Raw genomic sequence first — 17938 nt, forward strand, 5'->3', positions numbered from 1 at the left:
ATGGCACTGATGCGTATCACTTCTCCCCACGCGCATACCGCGCGCTCCACATCCGACCTGATGCAAAACGTGCTGCTGGCTACCGTGCCCGGCGTGCTCGTGCTCACGTACTTTTTCGGTTTCGGCACCCTGCTCAATATTGCCTGGGCCTGCGTGCTGGCAATCGCATTCGAAAGCCTGGCGCTAAAGCTGCGCGGCCGCCCCCTGGCGTTTTATCTCAAGGACTGCAGTGCGCTGGTGACGGCAGTGCTGCTGGGCATTGCCCTGCCGCCCTACTCGCCCTGGTGGCTGATTGCCGTCGGCATGGGCTCGGCTATTCTGCTGGCCAAGCACCTCTACGGCGGCATGGGCTACAACCCCTTCAACCCTGCCATGGTCGGCTACGTGGTATTGCTCATCTCTTTCCCGGTACAGATGACGTCCTGGGCAGCGCCGCGGGGTGCAGGCGAACTCCCCGATCTCATGGCCTCGTTTCAGGCCTTGTTTACCCCGGCCGCATTTGACGCCGTCACCATGGCGACACCGCTGGATGTATTGAAACAGAACAACAGCCTGCTCATGGAAGACCTCTGGCAGGCCAACCCGCAGTTCGGCCGCTGGGGTGGTCTGGGTTGGGAGTGGGTGAACATTGCGTTTCTCGCCGGCGGCCTGTGGCTGATTTATCAGCGCGTATTCACCTGGCACGCCCCGGTGGCCATGTTGGTGGTTCTGGCCTTGATGAGCGCGCTGTTCTACGACGGCGGTTCCAGTGCCAGCGGCGGTTCACCGCTATTCCACCTGCTCTCTGGTGCGACGATGTTCGGCGCGTTTTTCATCGTCACCGATCCCGTCTCATCGGCGGTCTCCAACCGTGGCCGCCTGATCTACGGCGGTATGATCGGCCTGCTGGTGTATCTGATTCGCGTCTGGGGCAACTACCCCGATGCCGTGGCCTTTGCCGTGCTGATCATGAATCTGGCAGCACCCTTTATTGATCAGTACACGCAGCCGCGCACCTATGGACACAACGCACGAGGCACCAAGTAATGCTGGGGCAGTCCATCACTCGCAACTCCTTGCTACTGGCGGCATTCGGCATCGCGGCCGCACTCACCCTGGCGGGCAGCTACCTGGGCACTAAAGATCGTATTGCCGCGGAAATCCGCAAGGCCGAGGAGAAAGCCCTGCTGCAAATTGTGCCGCGAGATCGGCATGACAATTCCATGCTTGACGACACCCTGGCTGTCGGCCCGGAGGTCAGCGAACTGGGGTTGCGCAGCGATAAACAGATCTACCTGGCCCGCCAGCAGGGTCGCACTGTAGCGGCCATTATTCCGGCCACCGCACGCGACGGCTATAGCGGTGATATCGACCTGATTGTCGGCGTCAATGCCGATGGCAGCATTGCCGGCCTGAGGGTGCTGGCACACAAGGAAACACCCGGACTTGGCGACAAGGTCGACCTGAACAAGTCGGATTGGGTGCTGGACTTCGAGAACAAGACCCTGGCGAATACCTGGGCAGTTAAAAAAGATGGGGGCGAATTCGATGCCTTCACCGGAGCGACCATTACACCTCGCGCGGTCGTTAATGCCACACGTCAGGTGCTAGAGTACGCCCAAGCCAATCACGCGCGTCTTTTTGCGGAGGAAAGCTGATGGCTGCAGATGTAAGTTATAAAGACCTGTCGCTAAACGGGCTGTGGAAAAACAACCCTGCCATTGTGCAGCTGCTTGGCCTGTGCCCGTTGCTGGCCGTGACAGGCAGCGTGGTAAACGCCATCGGCCTGGCACTGGCAACCACTCTGGTACTGGTGACCTCCAATACCTGCGTATCACTGATCCGCAACATTGTCTCTGATGCGATTCGCCTGCCCGTCTTTGTCATGATTATTGCCGCAGCGGTGACTTGCACCGAGCTCCTCATGCAAGCCTTCGCTTATGAGCTGTATCAGATACTGGGGATTTTCCTGCCTCTGATCACCACCAACTGTGTCATTCTCGGACGCGCTGACGGCTTTGCCTGTAAGAACAGCCTGCTGCCCTCTATTTATGACGGCCTGATCATGGGTGTCGGCTTTGGCGTGGTGTTGGTATTACTGGGAGCGATGCGCGAGCTGGCAGGCACCGGAGCACTGTTTGCAGATATGGATTTGCTGCTGGGCCCCGCCGCCGTGGACTGGAAAATCGTGGTATTTGAGGACTACGAGTCGTTTCTGCTGGCGATACTGCCGCCCGGGGCATTCATCTTCACGGGGCTCATTATCGCCATGAAGAACATCATCGACGGTCGCATTCAGGCCCGTATCGACGCGGCCCGGGAGAAGCCTGAAAGCGGTTCGCGTCGAGTGCGGGTCACCGGCACCATCAGCTGAGTCGGGGCTCTGTGCTACAGAGCCTCCAGCGTATCCAGAATTTCATCGACAGCGGCGTCGTCCATGCCGCGGTTTTCTTCTTCGCAGCTGTAGGTCACAAATAGCAGCATCCCGCCGAGCGCCACATACCACTCGCGAATGGCGGCCTCTTCTTCCACATAGCTGCTCGTCAATCCCTTGAACGGCCCCAGACTGGCAGATTTCCACACCTGCTGAGGGTCTGATTCCTCGCGCACGATCTGCTCTACGGTAGCGGGGTCAAATGCCCCGGTTTCCTTGTGCAGGGTAGATATTTCAATACATCCAACACCGTCGTGGTCGCCCACCAGAATGCTCTCTTCCTGGGCTTCAGCCCACCACTCCGGCGGCAGCGCTAGGCTCCACCACTCTGTCTCGAGTATGTTTATCGACAATTCACCATCTCCTGGACATTAACAGGGCGTCCTCGCGCCCTTCGGCTGTCTTGTAATAATCACGGCGCCGGCCGTCCAACTGGAAGCCGCGTTTCTCGTAAAGGCCTCTGGCCGCCACATTGCTCTCACGCACTTCCAACATGCATCGCACGGCGCCCAATGCCTGCATTTGCTGGAGTGCCGTATCGAGCAGCAACCGCCCGTATCCCATTCCCTGAGCCTCGGGAAGCACGGCCACATTGTCCACGCTTGCCTCGTCGAGTACCAGCACGTAAATCAGGAACCCCCAGACATCGCCTGACTGCTCAAGCACCAGGGCATGACAATGCGATTCGTGATTAAAGTAGCGCGACAGAGAGTCGGGTTGCCAGGGCTGATCAGACACCAGGGCATCGATGCCAGCCGCTACCGCAACATCGGCGTCAGCGCCAGGCCGCACCATGTCAGGCAGTGACTATCGGCTGTAAGTCAGCCCAGACCTGGCGTTTGCAGGCGGGTGTATCCAGCATCTCCCGGGTACTGAGGGTAGCGACACTCGCAACGCCCTGAAGCATATCGGCGCTGACCCAGTGCGCCGCCGGCGCACCGAGAGAGACCAGGGCGCGGCACCTGGCCTCACCCAGGTGACGCTGCAGGTATGCCGTCAGGCTGGCGCGAGCCGCATCCTCCCCCTGGTCCAGCTGGGGGTTACTGTGCATTGGCCAATCGAACTGCGCCACCCGGGGCTTGGCCTGCTGAGCCCCTACCGCGCGAGCCATGGCGTGCACCAACTGCACCTGCTCTCTGGCCAGGGGCATCCCCTGAAGCACTTCCAGCCAGGCAACATCGCCACAAATGATGACACCCAGACTGAATTTCACACCGGGTGAAGCGTGCCTGGCAGGCGCCGCCGGCGCGGCGGCCTGTTCAGTTGCTACGGCACTGCCGCGGGAGCCGACATCCACCTCGAGAGTGGGCATTGGCGGCACTTCCGCACGCATGTCTGGCCGCCCATGTGCCGGTGCGGACTGCGGCGCAGGTGCCATAGTTGCTATCACCGCCAGGCGCTGCGTCGGCGCCGCCCCGGGCAGCTGCCTGCGGGACACATAGGCATCAATGCCCATGGCCTGCAGATAGTGCGAGCGGCGAATGGTGTCAGCGGCGGTGGATAGCGGGGAGTTCACGGCGTTATCCTATCACGCCCAACGCCAGCCGTGCTGGCGGAAAAAGCGAATCCCGGCACTGGCAAACATTTTCACGTGGGCGAAGCCCTTGCTGCCCGCATATCCGCCGTGGTGAACAATCCGCATGGCAGGCAGGTACAACACACGACCCAGCGTGGCCATGCGCAACGACAGGTCAAAATCCTCGAAATAGAGGAAGTAACGCTCGTCGAAATCACCCGCAGCCGCTAACTGCTCGCCGCGCGCGAGCATAAAGCAGCCACTGGCAAGGGGTACCTCAACCTCGCGGTCGCCCCGGCACACATCCGACATTTCGTAATCAGCCATCCGCTCGGGGCACCAACGCCTTCCCAGCCCGGGCGTAAAAGCCCGGAGCGCCAGCACCAGTACCGACGGATATCGCTTGCACAGATACTCGCGCTCGCCATTGCTTCCCGTGGCGTCTGGGCTGAGCAGCACCACCTCGGGCTCGTCGCGCAACCGGGCGAGGCCAACTCGCAACGCCGCCGGGCCAATTTCCACGTCGGGGTTGAGGATCAGGTGATAGTCACCCCGGACACGGCCCAGGGCAGCGTTATGCCCGGCACTGAAGCCGCAGTTAGCTGCCAGGGGGAGGTAGTGAAGCTGACAGGGGCCATCGGCGCAGGCCGTTTCGAATTCAGCCAAAAGGGCGCTCAGTTGGGCCCGGTACACACTGCTTGAGGCGTTGTCCACTACAGTCACCGCCACTGTCGAGACCAGCTCCGCGGCACGGGCGTTCTCCGCTGCCTGGGCCAGGCTGGCGAGCGTTTTGCGCAAATAGTCCAGAGAACTGTGGTAAGTGACAATCGACACGGTCAAATTCATCGGCGCATGGTAGCAGTTACTGCCGATCAGGACAGATTTGTGGGCTATTTAGTGCCAAAAACAGCGTTTCATAACTTTTTACACTATTTTTCTTTTCTTCCCATTCCACAGGGCTATTATCGTGCTAATTGGGGGTGGCTAAGACTTTGTGTTAAAAATCACAAAACACGGCTATCACCATGTTTTTATGGGGTTTTTACAAAACCCCATGTTAAGCTGTGAAAAGTGTTAGCGGAACGTTGACACACTGGTGCATATCACCAGAATCAGTAGATGCCGGATCACAATATTAAGACTCGCAGGATGTGAGCTACAGGGGAACAAGATGATTACTCGATTCGCCTCTCTCAGCAGCCGACTGGCTGCTACTTTAATCGCGCTATTTGCCATTACCGCCTGTGGCGGTGGCGGCGGCGGTGGAGGCGGCGGCTTCCTCGGTGACTCCGGGGGCAGCAGCGATACCTACTTTATTCAGGTCGTACTGAAGGATTCAGACGGCAACGAGACCAGCACGGTAAGCACCAACTCTCCAGGGACTCTTCAAGTTCTTGTTACGCAAAATGGCCCCAATGGAAATCCAATCGCTGATGTGATCGTTACAGCATCAACCAGCAGCGGTCTCCTATTTCCGTCTAGTGGATCTAAATTGACCAACGCGGATGGCGTGGTTACCTTTCGAATCGAGTCCGGCCCGACAGATCGCGGGGCAGGTACGATCGATATTTCTGTTGATGACCCAAGCGGAACTACAGTTACGGCTAGCGTCAACTTCCAATTGGGCATCGACGGTCTCCGTCTTGGCCATCTGATAGATGGTGTCTTCTTTGAGAGTGAAATTGGAATTGAACCGGGCGGCGCAATTCCGGCTCAAGGCACGGCCATTCTTTCGTTGGCGATCGTTGATGAAAATGATCAACCTGTGGGTGGTGCCGAAAGCGTAAGCATTACTAGCTCATGCATTGCCACCGGAGCGTCGGTGCTCTCAGCTGAGAACCCTGTGCCCGTCGTGGATGGAATCGTACAAGTCGATTACACCGTGGTCAGTTGCGCTGGTGTCGATCAATTGACAGCAGAGCTTGTCGGTGATGGTCTCCAAGCGTTTGGCATCGTCGAGATTGCCGCCCCATCCGCTGACGCCCTTACATTCATCAGCGCGGACCCCACTCTCATAGTTTTGAAGGGCACCGGTGGCGGCCCGGATAGAAAAGAACAGTCTAAAGTTACTTTTGAAGCCTTGGACTCACTAGGTAACCCACAGGCAGGGGTAGAAGTAACCTTCTCTCTAAGCACTGATGTAGGTGGGGTCACAATCGCCCCTTCTTCAGCCTTCACTGACGAAGCTGGACTAGTGTCTACAAATGTAAACTCTGGTGATGTTGCTACTGTAGTGCGGGTCATTGCAACTATGGACACTGGAGATGGATCAGGCGAAATCTCGGCCATTTCAGATGTGCTTACTATCAGCACAGGCCTACCAGACCAAAACTCCATCTCGCTATCGGTAAGCGAGACGTTTGTCGTAGAAGAAGGCATGACCAAAGACGGAGTTCCGAGGTGCCTAACTGTGAGGATGGCCGACAAATTTAACAACCCAGTGCCAAACGGCACTGCTGCTGTCTTTACCACTGAATACGGTTCTATTGACCCATCCTGTGAAACTGGCAGATCAAATGGTGACCGAGCCGGTCTGGCTGGATGTGAAGCGCCAGTACCAGGCAGGTGCAGCGTTGGCTGGATATCGCAAGCACCTCGCCAACCTACCTTGGAGGAAAACCAGGCACTTGTAGTGAGACACGATCAACCATATCCATCAGGTTACAATTGCCCTAGTCACAACGGAACCTCAGGGCCATGCCCCGATGATTTAGGAATGATTCGCGGAGGTCGTTCAACTATCTTAGTTACAGCCATTGGTGAAGAGTCTTTCATCGATAGAAATGGCAATGGCGTATTTGATCAAGAAGAGGCAGATGACGGACTCTGGGCAAACCTAACCGAAGCTTTTCTGGACCACAATGAAGATGGAAACGGGAAATTGGGTAGAAATCGCTATGACCCAGCGACGATTGACTGCCTCGATAGTCCAAACTCCCTGACATGCAAGGCGGGTTCTGAAGAAATCTTCGTGGATTTCAATTCGAATGGCCGCTTCGATGCGAACGGCGATGACCCAGCCAATGGCTACCCTGATGAGGGCTTAACAGCCGTTTACAACGGATTGCTATGCCCACAAGAAGGGGATGGAGTCTGGTGCAGTCGGGAACTTCTTAATGTTCGTGCAAGCTTGGTCCTTGTTTTATCTACAGACCCCAACTGGACTATGGCCTTGTATGACCAAGACGGAAATCTTGCTTCGATGACAACCGAGGGGAACCAATATGTTGCGTACGTATCTGATTTGTTTAACAACAAACCAACCGGCGGCTCCACTGTGACCGTGGAAGGTACCGGCCCCTGTACTGCAACATTGTTAGGAAATGAGAGCGTGCCTAATACCACATCATATGGCGCCTTCCCGATACGATTCAGTCAAGGAGGTGAAGTAGAATACGATGGGTGTACCGAGTCTGCGCCCTCGGGATCTGAACTTGAGGGAGAAATCAAAATTACACTCGACCCCTTCGAAAGCGAGGGAGGTCCATATACCCAGACTTGGGCATGCAGCGCAACCCCCGTCAATGTTGGCCCTACACCATGCCCCGATGAAGGTGGCGGTGACGGCGGTGACGGCGGTGGCGATGACGGCCTCTCCAACGGCGGCTAATTAACAGCACTCAATAAAAGCCGCGGCACCAGCCGCGGCTTTTTTTTGCCTGTAGAAATGGCGAATATGTGCTTTATTTATAGTCGCCCCAACATAAAGGATTGCGCGACTTGAGCATAAGAAGGGTACATACCACCATCCGGATGACGGTGGTCACCGTTTTCGTATTAGCCACCGTGTTCACAGCTGCCTTGGCTATCGGCCTGCAGTATTATTTCAGCCACGCGATGGCCCGCAATGCGGCCGCTGACCTCTATAAAAGTACCGCCGAGAGTGTGGCCGCAGAACTGCAGGGAATCGGCATGGTAAATACCAATGTCATCGACCTGCTGGCAGAAAATCAGGACCTGGCCGAGCGCGACCGAGAAGCAGCCACACTCAAGATTTTCGCCCAGGTGCTGGAACTCAATCCCATGATTTACGGTGCCTACGTGGGCCACCGGGATGGGCACTTCTTCCAGGTGGTGAACCTGCAGGTCAGTGAAACCGCGCGCGCCAAACTACTCGCAGTGCCGTCCGACCGCTGGGTGGTGATACGGGTCGACAAAACCCCGACAGGCGCCGTGCGCACCTACGATTATCTCGATGCCAATCACCAGATCCGAACCAGCCGCAGTGAACCTAGCGACTACAATGTTGTGTCGCGCCCCTGGTATCAGGCGGCTTTCGCTAGTGGCGAAGTAGAGACCTCTGCTCCCTATCTGTTCGCGCATCTTGGTGCGCCCGGGCGCAGCATCTCCCGCCGCATTGTCGGCTCGGATGCGGTTGTGGGCATGGATATGACCATGGCCACCACATCGGAGTTTCTGGCCACGCGCAATGTCGCGGGCGACAGTTCAATCTACCTCTATAAAGCAGACGGGACGATTATCGCCTCCAGCGTTACTCACGCCGATGACGCTGCCCAGCTGCCGCTACCGGAGGTGCAGCTAACCCCGAGTGATCGCTCCTTCCTCACCCGCCTACCCACGCTGAAAGTCTCTAACGAAACCAACTGGCCACCGTTTGACTACAGCCAGGAAGGCGAGCCAAGGGGCTACTCCGTAGACACGATCAACCTCCTGGCGGAAATGCTCAACCTGAACATCGAGTACGTGGACGGCATGACCTGGAACGAATTGGTGGCAGCCTTCCAGGCCGGCGATATCGATTTGCTCCAATCCGTCATTCTCACTGACAGCAACAGTAACTGGGGCTTGCCCGGTGAACCTTACGTGCAAATTCCCTACGCCTTGCTGACCAGGGAGGGTGAGCCCAACCTGAGCCGTCTGGCGTTTGTGGGCGAGCGAAAACTGGCGATACCAGAGGGCTGGTCCGTTATCGATGTGGTGCGCAAAAACTTCCCCGAAATTAGCATTGTCGAGGTCGGCAGTACGCTGGACGCCGTGCACAAGGTGGCTAGCGGCGAGGTGTACGCGGCCTTGGACAGCGAGGTCATTCTCCGCTACATCACGCGCCACTATTTCATCCCCGGCCTGCAATACCATAAAGATATCGACCTGGGCGCAGGTCAAATCCCGGATAAGCTCCACATACTGACGAGCGCGGACGAACCCAGATTACGCGAACTTCTGGACCGGGCCATTCTTGCTATCGACGAACAACACCAGGCGCGGCTCGCTGCCAGCTGGCTGAACTTCGATTCCCAACTCGATGAGACGACCTCAGAGACGCTCCCGGGCCAGTTGATGGTTGATATAGCCAATACGCCAGCGATGCAGGATCAATTGCATGAGACAACCCTGTCAGAGCGGGATCATATTGTGTTCGGCATGCCGATATCCTCGGCCAACAGCAGCATGATGCTGGGGATTGTCACGCCGCTGGATACGGTCATGGCACCGTACCTGGAAAAAGTCCGGCTATCGATTCTCGTCACTTGCGGGTTGCTGTTGCTAATCCTGCCGCTTTCCTGGTTATTTGCCAACCCTATCGTCAACCCCGTTCGCCAACTGGCTCGAGAGAACGACAAGGTGCGCCGCCGGGAGTATGACAGCGTGGCCCCCGTGACCTCGCGGGTGAAGGAGCTCGATGAGCTGAGTGAATCCATGGTCAGCATGGTGACCTCCATCCGCGCCCACGAAGAGGCCCAGCGCGAGCTCATGGATGCCTTTATCCGCCTGATCGCCGAAGCCATTGACCAGAAGTCGCCCTACACCGCCAGCCATTGCGAGCGCGTCCCTGAACTGGCACTCATGCTCGCCAGGCATGCCTCCGACAGCGATTCGGGTCCATTCCAACATTTCAGCCTGACTACGGACGACGAGTGGCGTGAGTATCGTATCGCCGCCTGGCTGCACGACTGCGGCAAGATCACCACACCCGAGCATATCGTGGACAAGGGCAGCAAACTCGAAACCATTTATAACCGGATTCACGAAGTGAGAATGCGGTTCGAGGTATTGTGGCGCGACGCTGAAATACACTACTGGGAACAGCGTACAGCCAACCCGGAACAGGAGAGCGCGTACGCGGCCGAGCTCCAGGCAATGCAGCGGCAGCTGCAGGAAGACTATACCTTTGTCGCGCAATGCAACGTGGGGGGTGAATTCCTCGATGAAGAGTCCCAGGAGCGATTACGGACCATTGCCGGCCGCAATTGGACCCGCTATTTTGATGATCGGATAGGACTGTCACCTGTGGAAGAGCTGAGACTGCAGGGTGAAGGAGTACCCACTCCGGCTGAGGAGCCGCTGTTAAGTGACAAGCCTGAGCATATTATCGAACGCACCCGCTCCACCGACTATGACCACAGCCTTGGCATCAACATGGATATCCCGGTGCACCTGTACAACCAGGGCGAAATCTACAATCTCTCGATATCAAGGGGGACGCTGACGGCTGAAGACAGGTTCAAGATCAATGAACACATGATCAGCACGATTAAAATGCTGGAGAGCCTGCCGTTCCCGCCAGAGCTCAGCAAAGTGCCCCGCTATGCATCGACGCACCACGAGACCATGCGCGGCTCTGGCTATCCGCGCAAGCTGCCTGGAGAAGAACTTTCCATCCCCGAGCGTATCCTCGCGGTAGCCGATGTCTTCGAGGCACTGACGGCTGCAGATCGACCTTATAAGAAAGCCAAGCCTGTTTCCGTGGCTATCGATATTCTGCACAAGATGGTGGAAGATCAGCACATTGATCGTGACTGTTTCGAGCTATTCATCCGTGAAGGCGTGCACATGGAATATGCCGAGACCTATCTGGCCCCGGAACAGATCGATGAGGTGGATGTTGCGAAATACCTGAGCTAGCTGCTCTGCTGCTCACATTCCTTGGAACCCCGTGACCGCCAGCCATACAGCGTATTATCCGACGTGTCATAGGTCATTCCGGGACAACGGGCATCCATAACGCCGTCGCGATCCAGATCATATGGCGAGTAGTGAACCACACCGTGGGTGGAACAGCCGGCCAAGGCGGCCGCAACTACGATAAATACTAAAGAGCGCATCCATTTTTCTCCTTTATTCTTCCTGCTCACAGACTAGTCCAAAGAAGTCATTTGGGCCAACTTCCCGCCAAGGCCAAGTCACCTACCTGGCTATGCTGAGCCCCAGGTCTTGTGTGAACAAGGTAACAGTTTCGGTATTCCAATGCTTTTCAATAGCTTAATTGCGATTTGTCACTGCTACCCCACGAAAAGTTTATAAAAACTCGGGCATACATTTTGAGTGACGCTCCCGACCGCAGCGATCAAATGAATTACGTGATCTTTGGCAACAGCGAGGCCGATCCGATTACCGATCTCAGCGCCAATGCGACGCTGAACTGGGAGAGTGGCAGATCCGATGAGAGTGTCGGCAATGGTTTCAAGTATTCGGTAGCTGACGCCTATATCTGCACCTACGTTGAGGCGGAGCCAGAGCCCCGGTGGATACCGAAGGAATACGCGGAGAAGCTGTTGCCGGTGAAGGCGGTGCTCGCGATGATGCAGCCAGTGCAGAGCCCGCGAAGCCCATCCCCGCCCTGCCTGGCTTTGGTCTGGCCATCATAGCGGGCCTGATACTGCTACTGGGTGGACGCGCTACTCGTCGTTAGATCTAGAACGCTCTACTAGAAACGCCGCGATCTCAAGTCGCGGCGTTTTTTATGGATAGTTGCCGGGGACAGAATTTCCAAGACACTATGTATGCCTATTGTTTAAACCCTGTTGAGACTGCTCTGCGTCAGTCAAACAAACCACGCAAACCTTGATACACCTTCTCCTTTAATTCGTCGGAGGCGGCTTGTTCCGCGGCGTCACCGGCAGATTGACCCATGCGCCCGAGGACATCGGAAACGGCTTCTCCCTGTTCATCCTCATTGTCACTAATGTCACCGCTGGCAGGAGCGGTGCCCGGAGCATTATCTCCCATCAACCCGCCCATCAAACCTTTCAAGCCACCCATTGACGTAGCTTGGAAAGGTTCAAATTTTGTGAGATCCTGCGGACCCGGCTGCACGTTATCTAAAGTCTGGACCATCTCGATCCTATCACCAGAGGCACCATCGGCCGGCTCCATAACCATGTCCACCCGGTAGGGGATCTTGTTCTTGTCAGAATAGAGGTTCCCTCTGCCGATGAGAGGTTTGCCCTCCATATCGGCCTCGAAGCTGAACGCATAATGAGTAGTCTTAACTCCTGCGATGGTTTTGCTTCCCATTTTTTTCAGCGAACTGCTCTTTAAACCGCCATCCGTTTCGTCAAGGGAGCCAGGCACTACGGTATCTACCTTGCTGACAAAACCGGCTACATCCGAGTACACCACTCCTTCATCGTGCAGTATCAACATGCGCATCTTCATGTCGCCAGCACCATCCATGGAAATAATGGCTTCGCTGTACTCCTTACGGGGCTCATAGGACAGCGCAAAAACCATTTCTAAGGGTGCTTGGCCCTCCATAGTGACGGTTTGGGTGCGCGTGGCCGAAAAAGGAACTTCAGCCAAGAACTCTTTGAACTGTACGTTCGGTGGCTGGTTGTTGCTGGCGGACACCTGAGGTGACACGAACAGAGACACAAAACATAGAAGGCTCATCAACTTCAATACGGAACGAGCCCGGCGGGCGGCTATTTCAATGATCATCGTTAATCCACTGTAGTTATTATTACTCTTTCGCACGGACTGAAACGTATGAGCTTGAAGCCACGCGCGACTCTAAAACATCAGTTTCTTGCAGGTCAGATTTGCGACTGCAAGCTAGCCTATAGCTTGGCACATGCAAGCATTCGATGACAGTGGGGTTTACAAGCAAACCGGATTTTTAGTGAATAGTAGCGATATAGTTCTACTGACAGACAAACTCAAAGACCCAGTTCGCTTCGATAAGGCTCAAGCAGTTTAAAATTGTGCGCGTTGGCAGGGCTACCATCCCCGCCATGAATAGATGCGGTAAATAGCTGGTTCTTCACCCAACTGTATTCAGCCCAGTTACCTCCCCGGTAACGACGATGTTCATCTCAGCATTAGCGGCTTCCAAAACACTGGAAAAACCGGAGCTTATGGCGGAAAAAGCCGAGGAAGTCGATTGCGGTTCTGCCCCTAGCTTTTCTTCCGCCTGCACCACAGATTCTTCAAGGCGTTTGCGAACTTTCTCAGCCTTTCGCTGAACCTCCAACTGGTATTCAAGCTGCTCCCTAGTGACCCTGCCATTGGCAGGCGGATCGAAAGTGGACTGTTCTGCCTTTTCTATAATTGTCGCCTGGTGCTGTATTTGTCCCATGGCACCACCGTGATAGCCACCATTACCGCCTGTGCCTCTGACCTCGGCCCCGCCAGCGAGATGTGTATCGTGAGCAGATGTACCCAAAATGCCGCCAACTAAGGCGTGTAACACCACTACCGTGACCAGTGAAACAGCAAAGTGTGCAGCGCGTTTGCGGTCGGGTACCCCGAGCGCCAAGGGCATAAGCCGGTAGAGATAGACCAACGTGACTAAGGCAGCGGCTAGCGCGATCAGGAGGCCGATTAAAGGCACAATAAGGCTGAGCAGACTTCCCAAGTAAGCCGGTATCATGGCAAGGGAGAAAGCGGCGAAGCTATTGCTGAAGTTGGAGTTGCCACCCATTACACCACCGATGGCAGAGAACAGGAAAGCGGCCACCACCAAACTGATGGCAGTGCCACACAGGGACATCATCAGCGTGCTGAAAAAACCCGAATAGGCGCCGGACAGGCTGCCAAATACCGTCGACAACAATGCGTAAACGATGATTACAGGGGCAGTGAATTCCTGGGCAGTGACAAGCCAGCTAGAGCCTCCCTTAAAATATTTGTGCCAACCGACAATCGGATTGGCTAGACCATGTCTTGTCAGATCGATAATTTTATTTGTATCAAAGTCCATGTGTATTCCTAGATTACTCTTATTATTTTGGGCTACGCCTAATCGGGCCTGCCCCAGATTTCGCCATCACTTGCTAAAGCTTTTCCCCCTCTTCAGCAACATTCATACGAGATGAACAAACAGTACACGATCGGGGGCTGTTTCGACTAGTGGCCCAGAGATTAACCGTAGTCTGTCCCCTTTCCCGGGCTAACTCATCCCTAACCTCACCCGTGAGAACAGGTTATCGCCTGGGCAATCTATTCTTCTATTATCTGCTCGCATAAAAAAATCCCGCTACTCAGTCGAGTAACGGGATTTTGAGTTAGAAGCCTGGCGATGACCTACTCTCACATGGGGAAGCCCCACACTACCATCGGCGATGCAACGTTTCACTTCTGAGTTCGGGATGGGGTCAGGTGGTTCCATTGCTCTATTGTCGCCAGGCAAACTGGCTTGCTGTCGTTGGTCTCACGCGCACTTTGCGCTGCCTCGTCTCAACAAATAGGGTGGTAAATCAAACTGTCTGTTCTTCGTGTTTCTCAACACTGGACTTGTCACAACATCCAACTGTCTTCTTTTGTCTCACCTGGTGGTGAGCAAATAACTTGGATTATATGGTCAAGCCTCACGGGCAATTAGTACTGGTTAGCTCAACGCCTCACAACGCTTCCACACCCAGCCTATCAACCTTGTAGTCTTCAAGGGCCCTTCAGGGGAATTAAATTCCCAGGGAGAACTTATCTTGGGAGGGGCTTCCCGCTTAGATGCTTTCAGCGGTTATCCTGTCCGAACATAGCTACCGGGCAATGCGTCTGGCGACACAACCCGAACACCAGAGGTTCGTCCACTCCGGTCCTCTCGTACTAGGAGCAGCTTCCCTCAATTCTCCAACGCCCACGGCAGATAGGGACCGAACTGTCTCACGACGTTCTAAACCCAGCTCGCGTACCACTTTAAATGGCGAACAGCCATACCCTTGGGACCGGCTTCAGCCCCAGGATGTGATGAGCCGACATCGAGGTGCCAAACACCGCCGTCGATGTGAACTCTTGGGCGGTATCAGCCTGTTATCCCCGGAGTACCTTTTATCCGTTGAGCGACGGCCCTTCCATACAGAACCGCCGGATCACTAAGACCTACTTTCGTACCTGTTCGTCTTGTCAGACTCACAGTCAAGCGCGCTTGTGCCTTTACACTAACCTCATGATTTCCGACCATGATTAGCGCACCTTCGTGCTCCTCCGTTACACTTTGGGAGGAGACCGCCCCAGTCAAACTACCCACCACACACTGTCCTCGATCCGGATTACGGACCTAAGTTAGAACCTCAACATTACCAGGCTGGTATTTCAAGGTTGGCTCCACGATGGCTGGCGCCACCGCTTCAAAGCCTCCCAGCTATCCTACACAAGTAAGGTCAAAGTCCAGTGTGAAGCTGTAGTAAAGGTTCACGGGGTCTTTCCGTCTAGCCGCGGGTACACTGCATCTTAACAGCGATTTCAATTTCACTGAGTCTCGGGTGGAGACAGTGTGGCCATCGTTACGCCATTCGTGCAGGTCGGAACTTACCCGACAAGGAATTTCGCTACCTTAGGACCGTTATAGTTACGGCCGCCGTTTACCGGGGCTTCGATCAAGAGCTTCTCCGAAGATAACCCCATCAATTAACCTTCCGGCACCGGGCAGGCGTCACACCCTATACGTCCACTTACGTGTTTGCAGAGTGCTATGTTTTTAATAAACAGTCGCAGCCACCTGGTCACTTCGACCAGCCTCAGCTTAGGGAGCAAGTCCCATCACCAAAGCCGGCGTACCTTCTCCCGAAGTTACGGTACCATTTTGCCTAGTTCCTTCACCCGAGTTCTCTCAAGCGCCTTGGTATTCTCTACCTGATCACCTGTGTCGGTTTACAGTACGGTTCCTCATTATCTGAAGCTTAGAAGCTTTTCTTGGAAGCATGGCATCAACCACTTCACTCGCGGATTTCTCCTTGAGCTCGTCATCAGCTCTCGGCCTTAGCAACCCGGATTTACCTAAGTCACCAGCCTACAACCTTAAACAGGGACAACCAACGCCCTGATGGCCTAGCCTTCTCCGTCCCTCCATCGCAATAATAAGAAGTGCAGGAATATTAACCTGCTTCCCATCGACTACGCATTTCTGCCTCGCCTTAGGGGCCGACTCACCCTGCGCCGATTAGCGTTGCGCAGGAAACCTTGATCTTCCGGCGGGGAGGTTTTTCACCCCCCTTATCGTTACTCATGTCAGCATTCGCACTTCTGATACCTCCAGCAAACCTCCCGGTTCACCTTCAACGGCTTACAGAACGCTCCTCTACCATGCATGCAAGCATGCATCCGCAGCTTCGGTTACCAATTTAGCCCCGTTACATCTTCCGCGCAGGCCGACTCGACTAGTGAGCTATTACGCTTTCTTTAAAGGATGGCTGCTTCTAAGCCAACCTCCTAGCTGTCTAAGCCTTCCCACATCGTTTCCCACTTAATTGGTATTTGGGACCTTAGCTGGCGGTCTGGGTTGTTGCCCTCTCGACGACGGACGTTAGCACCCGCCGTCTGTCTGCCGTGATTGTACTCCTGGGTATTCGGAGTTTGCATGGGGTTGGTAAGTCGGGATGACCCCCTAGCCCAAACAGTGCTCTACCCCCCAGGGTAAGACACGACGCTCTACCTAAATAGATTTCGAGGAGAACCAGCTATCTCCGGGCTTGATTAGCCTTTCACTCCGATCCACAAGTCATCCCCTAACTTTTCAACGTTAGTGGGTTCGGTCCTCCAGTCAGTGTTACCTAACCTTCAACCTGCCCATGGATAGATCGCCCGGTTTCGGGTCTATTGCCTGCAACTAAACGCCCTATTAAGACTCGGTTTCCCTACGCCTCCCCTAAACGGTTAAGCTTGCTACAGACAATAAGTCGCTGACCCATTATACAAAAGGTACGCAGTCACCCCGAAGGGCTCCCACTGCTTGTACGTACACGGTTTCAGGTTCTATTTCACTCCCCTCTCCGGGGTTCTTTTCGCCTTTCCCTCACGGTACTGGTTCACTATCGGTCAGTTGGTAGTATTTAGCCTTGGAGGATGGTCCCCCCATCTTCAGTCAAGATATCACGTGTCCCGACCTACTTATCGCAAGCTTAGTACCACAAGAATGTTTTCGTGTACGGGGCTATCACCCTCTATCGCCGCACTTTCCAGAGCGTTCCACTAACATTCAAGCTATCACTTGCAGGCTGATCCCCGGTCGCTCGCCGCTACTGGGGGAATCTCAATTGATTTCTGTTCCTAAGGGTACTTAGATGTTTCAGTTCCCCTCGTTCGCCTCTTACACCTATGTATTCAGTGCAAGATACCTGGCTTATACCAGGTGGGTTTCCCCATTCGGACATCACCGGATCAAAGGTTGGTTGCCACCTCCCCGATGCTTTTCGCAGGCTCCTACGTCCTTCATCGCCTCCAACTGCCAAGGCATCCACCGTATACGCTTAGTCACTTGACCATATAACCGAAGTTATCTGTTTAGACCCGAAGGCCTTATCAAGAAGACTGTACCCAACCCCCTTAAGCATAGGTTGGATACTTAGTAGACATACATCGATCAAAATGTATGTCCGCCGGATGTTGTGACGCTTAAGTCACAGTGTTGTATTACAACTCGTTGATGGCGGGGAATTGAAACCCGCCATCAGAACAATTTTATCTATGAACCGCATATCCCACCGATACAATCTGGTGCTATATGTCAGTCCAAAGACTCAGCTTGATTTACCTTGTTAAAGAACTTTCCGGTTGTTGAAACCAGAACACAGCGCACAACCATGCGCTCTGTTCTAACTTCAATTGATGCGAAAGACAGAATTGGTAGGCCTGGGCAGATTTGAACTGCCGACCTCACCCTTATCAGGGGTGCGCTCTAACCAACTGAGCTACAGGCCTATGGTTTCCCAATACTGGTGGAGCTATGCGGGATCGAACCGCAGACCTCTTGAATGCAAATCAAGCGCTCTCCCAGCTGAGCTATAGCCCCATAACTACGCATCAACCGAATAAGACAAAGACAAATGTGTGAG

Annotated in this window: 13 protein-coding genes, 2 tRNA genes and 2 rRNA genes; 6 read left to right on the forward strand and 11 right to left on the reverse strand. The window is 54.8% G+C overall.

All coding sequences use genetic code 11. From position 1 onward, the window contains the following. From rsxD to BST95_RS18175, 3 genes are read left to right on the forward strand one after another with little or no spacing between them, the layout of a single operon-like run. Complete coding sequence (rsxD, locus tag BST95_RS18165; RefSeq protein WP_084200836.1) at nt 1-1026, forward strand: electron transport complex subunit RsxD; 1026 nt, start codon at nt 1-3, stop codon at nt 1024-1026. After that, complete coding sequence (rsxG, locus tag BST95_RS18170; protein ID WP_084200837.1) at nt 1026-1637, forward strand: electron transport complex subunit RsxG; 612 nt, start codon at nt 1026-1028, stop codon at nt 1635-1637. The genes rsxD and rsxG overlap by 1 nt, the downstream gene beginning before the upstream one ends. Beyond that, nucleotides 1637-2353, forward strand: coding sequence for an electron transport complex subunit E (locus BST95_RS18175; RefSeq protein WP_084200838.1), 717 nt, complete (start codon nt 1637-1639; stop codon nt 2351-2353). The genes rsxG and BST95_RS18175 overlap by 1 nt, the downstream gene beginning before the upstream one ends. A 14-nt stretch (nt 2354-2367) precedes the next feature. On the opposite strand, the gene BST95_RS18180 is transcribed toward BST95_RS18175, so the two are convergent. From BST95_RS18180 to BST95_RS18195, 4 genes are read right to left on the reverse strand one after another with little or no spacing between them, the layout of a single operon-like run. Beyond that, a complete protein-coding gene (locus tag BST95_RS18180) occupies nt 2368-2766 on the reverse strand; it encodes a hypothetical protein (RefSeq protein WP_229801624.1) in 399 nt (132 codons plus the stop codon). 1 nt (nt 2767) lies between these two features. Continuing rightward, nucleotides 2768-3208 (reverse strand): ribosomal protein S18-alanine N-acetyltransferase, encoded by a 441-nt coding sequence (rimI, locus tag BST95_RS18185; RefSeq protein ID WP_084200839.1) that lies wholly within the window; start codon nt 3206-3208, stop codon nt 2768-2770. A gap of 1 nt (nt 3209) precedes the next feature. Then, nucleotides 3210-3929 carry a hypothetical protein gene (locus BST95_RS18190; RefSeq protein ID WP_084200840.1) on the reverse strand — a complete coding sequence of 240 codons (720 nt, stop codon included), beginning with the start codon at nt 3927-3929 and terminating at the stop codon, nt 3210-3212. Between the two features lie 12 nt (nt 3930-3941). Next, the gene (locus tag BST95_RS18195) at nt 3942-4763 is read right to left on the reverse strand and encodes a glycosyltransferase (RefSeq protein ID WP_169843994.1); all 822 of its coding nucleotides are present in this window, start codon (nt 4761-4763) and stop codon (nt 3942-3944) included. Between the two features lie 337 nt (nt 4764-5100). Here BST95_RS18195 and BST95_RS18200 point away from each other — a divergent pair, with 337 nt between their 5' ends. Continuing rightward, nucleotides 5101-7539, forward strand: coding sequence for an Ig-like domain-containing protein (locus BST95_RS18200; RefSeq protein WP_084200842.1), 2439 nt, complete (start codon nt 5101-5103; stop codon nt 7537-7539). A gap of 110 nt (nt 7540-7649) precedes the next feature. Continuing rightward, nucleotides 7650-10793, forward strand: a complete 3144-nt coding sequence (locus BST95_RS18205; protein WP_205737302.1) for an HD domain-containing phosphohydrolase — start codon at nt 7650-7652, stop codon at nt 10791-10793. Here BST95_RS18205 and BST95_RS18210 read toward each other — a convergent pair. After that, nucleotides 10790-10993 (reverse strand): hypothetical protein, encoded by a 204-nt coding sequence (locus tag BST95_RS18210; protein WP_084200844.1) that lies wholly within the window; start codon nt 10991-10993, stop codon nt 10790-10792. The genes BST95_RS18205 and BST95_RS18210 overlap by 4 nt on opposite strands. 246 nt (nt 10994-11239) lie before the next feature. On the opposite strand from BST95_RS18210, the gene BST95_RS18215 reads away from it, so the two are divergent. Further along, on the forward strand, nt 11240-11536 hold the full coding sequence (locus tag BST95_RS18215) for a hypothetical protein (protein ID WP_084200845.1): 297 nt from the start codon (nt 11240-11242) through the stop codon (nt 11534-11536). A gap of 172 nt (nt 11537-11708) precedes the next feature. On the opposite strand, the gene BST95_RS18220 is transcribed toward BST95_RS18215, so the two are convergent. From BST95_RS18220 to BST95_RS18245, 6 genes are all read right to left on the reverse strand, one after another. After that, a complete protein-coding gene (locus BST95_RS18220; RefSeq protein ID WP_084200846.1) occupies nt 11709-12608 on the reverse strand; it encodes a hypothetical protein in 900 nt (299 codons plus the stop codon). Between the two features lie 322 nt (nt 12609-12930). Then, complete coding sequence (locus BST95_RS18225) at nt 12931-13869, reverse strand: Yip1 family protein (protein ID WP_084200847.1); 939 nt, start codon at nt 13867-13869, stop codon at nt 12931-12933. Between the two features lie 310 nt (nt 13870-14179). Beyond that, nucleotides 14180-14295, reverse strand: a 5S ribosomal RNA gene (gene rrf, locus BST95_RS18230). Between the two features lie 170 nt (nt 14296-14465). Beyond that, nucleotides 14466-17367 (reverse strand): 23S ribosomal RNA (locus BST95_RS18235). 360 nt (nt 17368-17727) lie between these two features. Beyond that, a tRNA-Ile gene (locus BST95_RS18240) sits at nt 17728-17804 on the reverse strand. Between the two features lie 15 nt (nt 17805-17819). Next, nucleotides 17820-17895, reverse strand: a tRNA-Ala gene (locus BST95_RS18245). Between the last annotated feature and the right edge of the window lie 43 nt (nt 17896-17938).

The sequence above is a fragment of the Halioglobus japonicus genome, assembly GCF_001983995.1.
Taxonomy (GTDB): domain Bacteria; phylum Pseudomonadota; class Gammaproteobacteria; order Pseudomonadales; family Halieaceae; genus Halioglobus; species Halioglobus japonicus.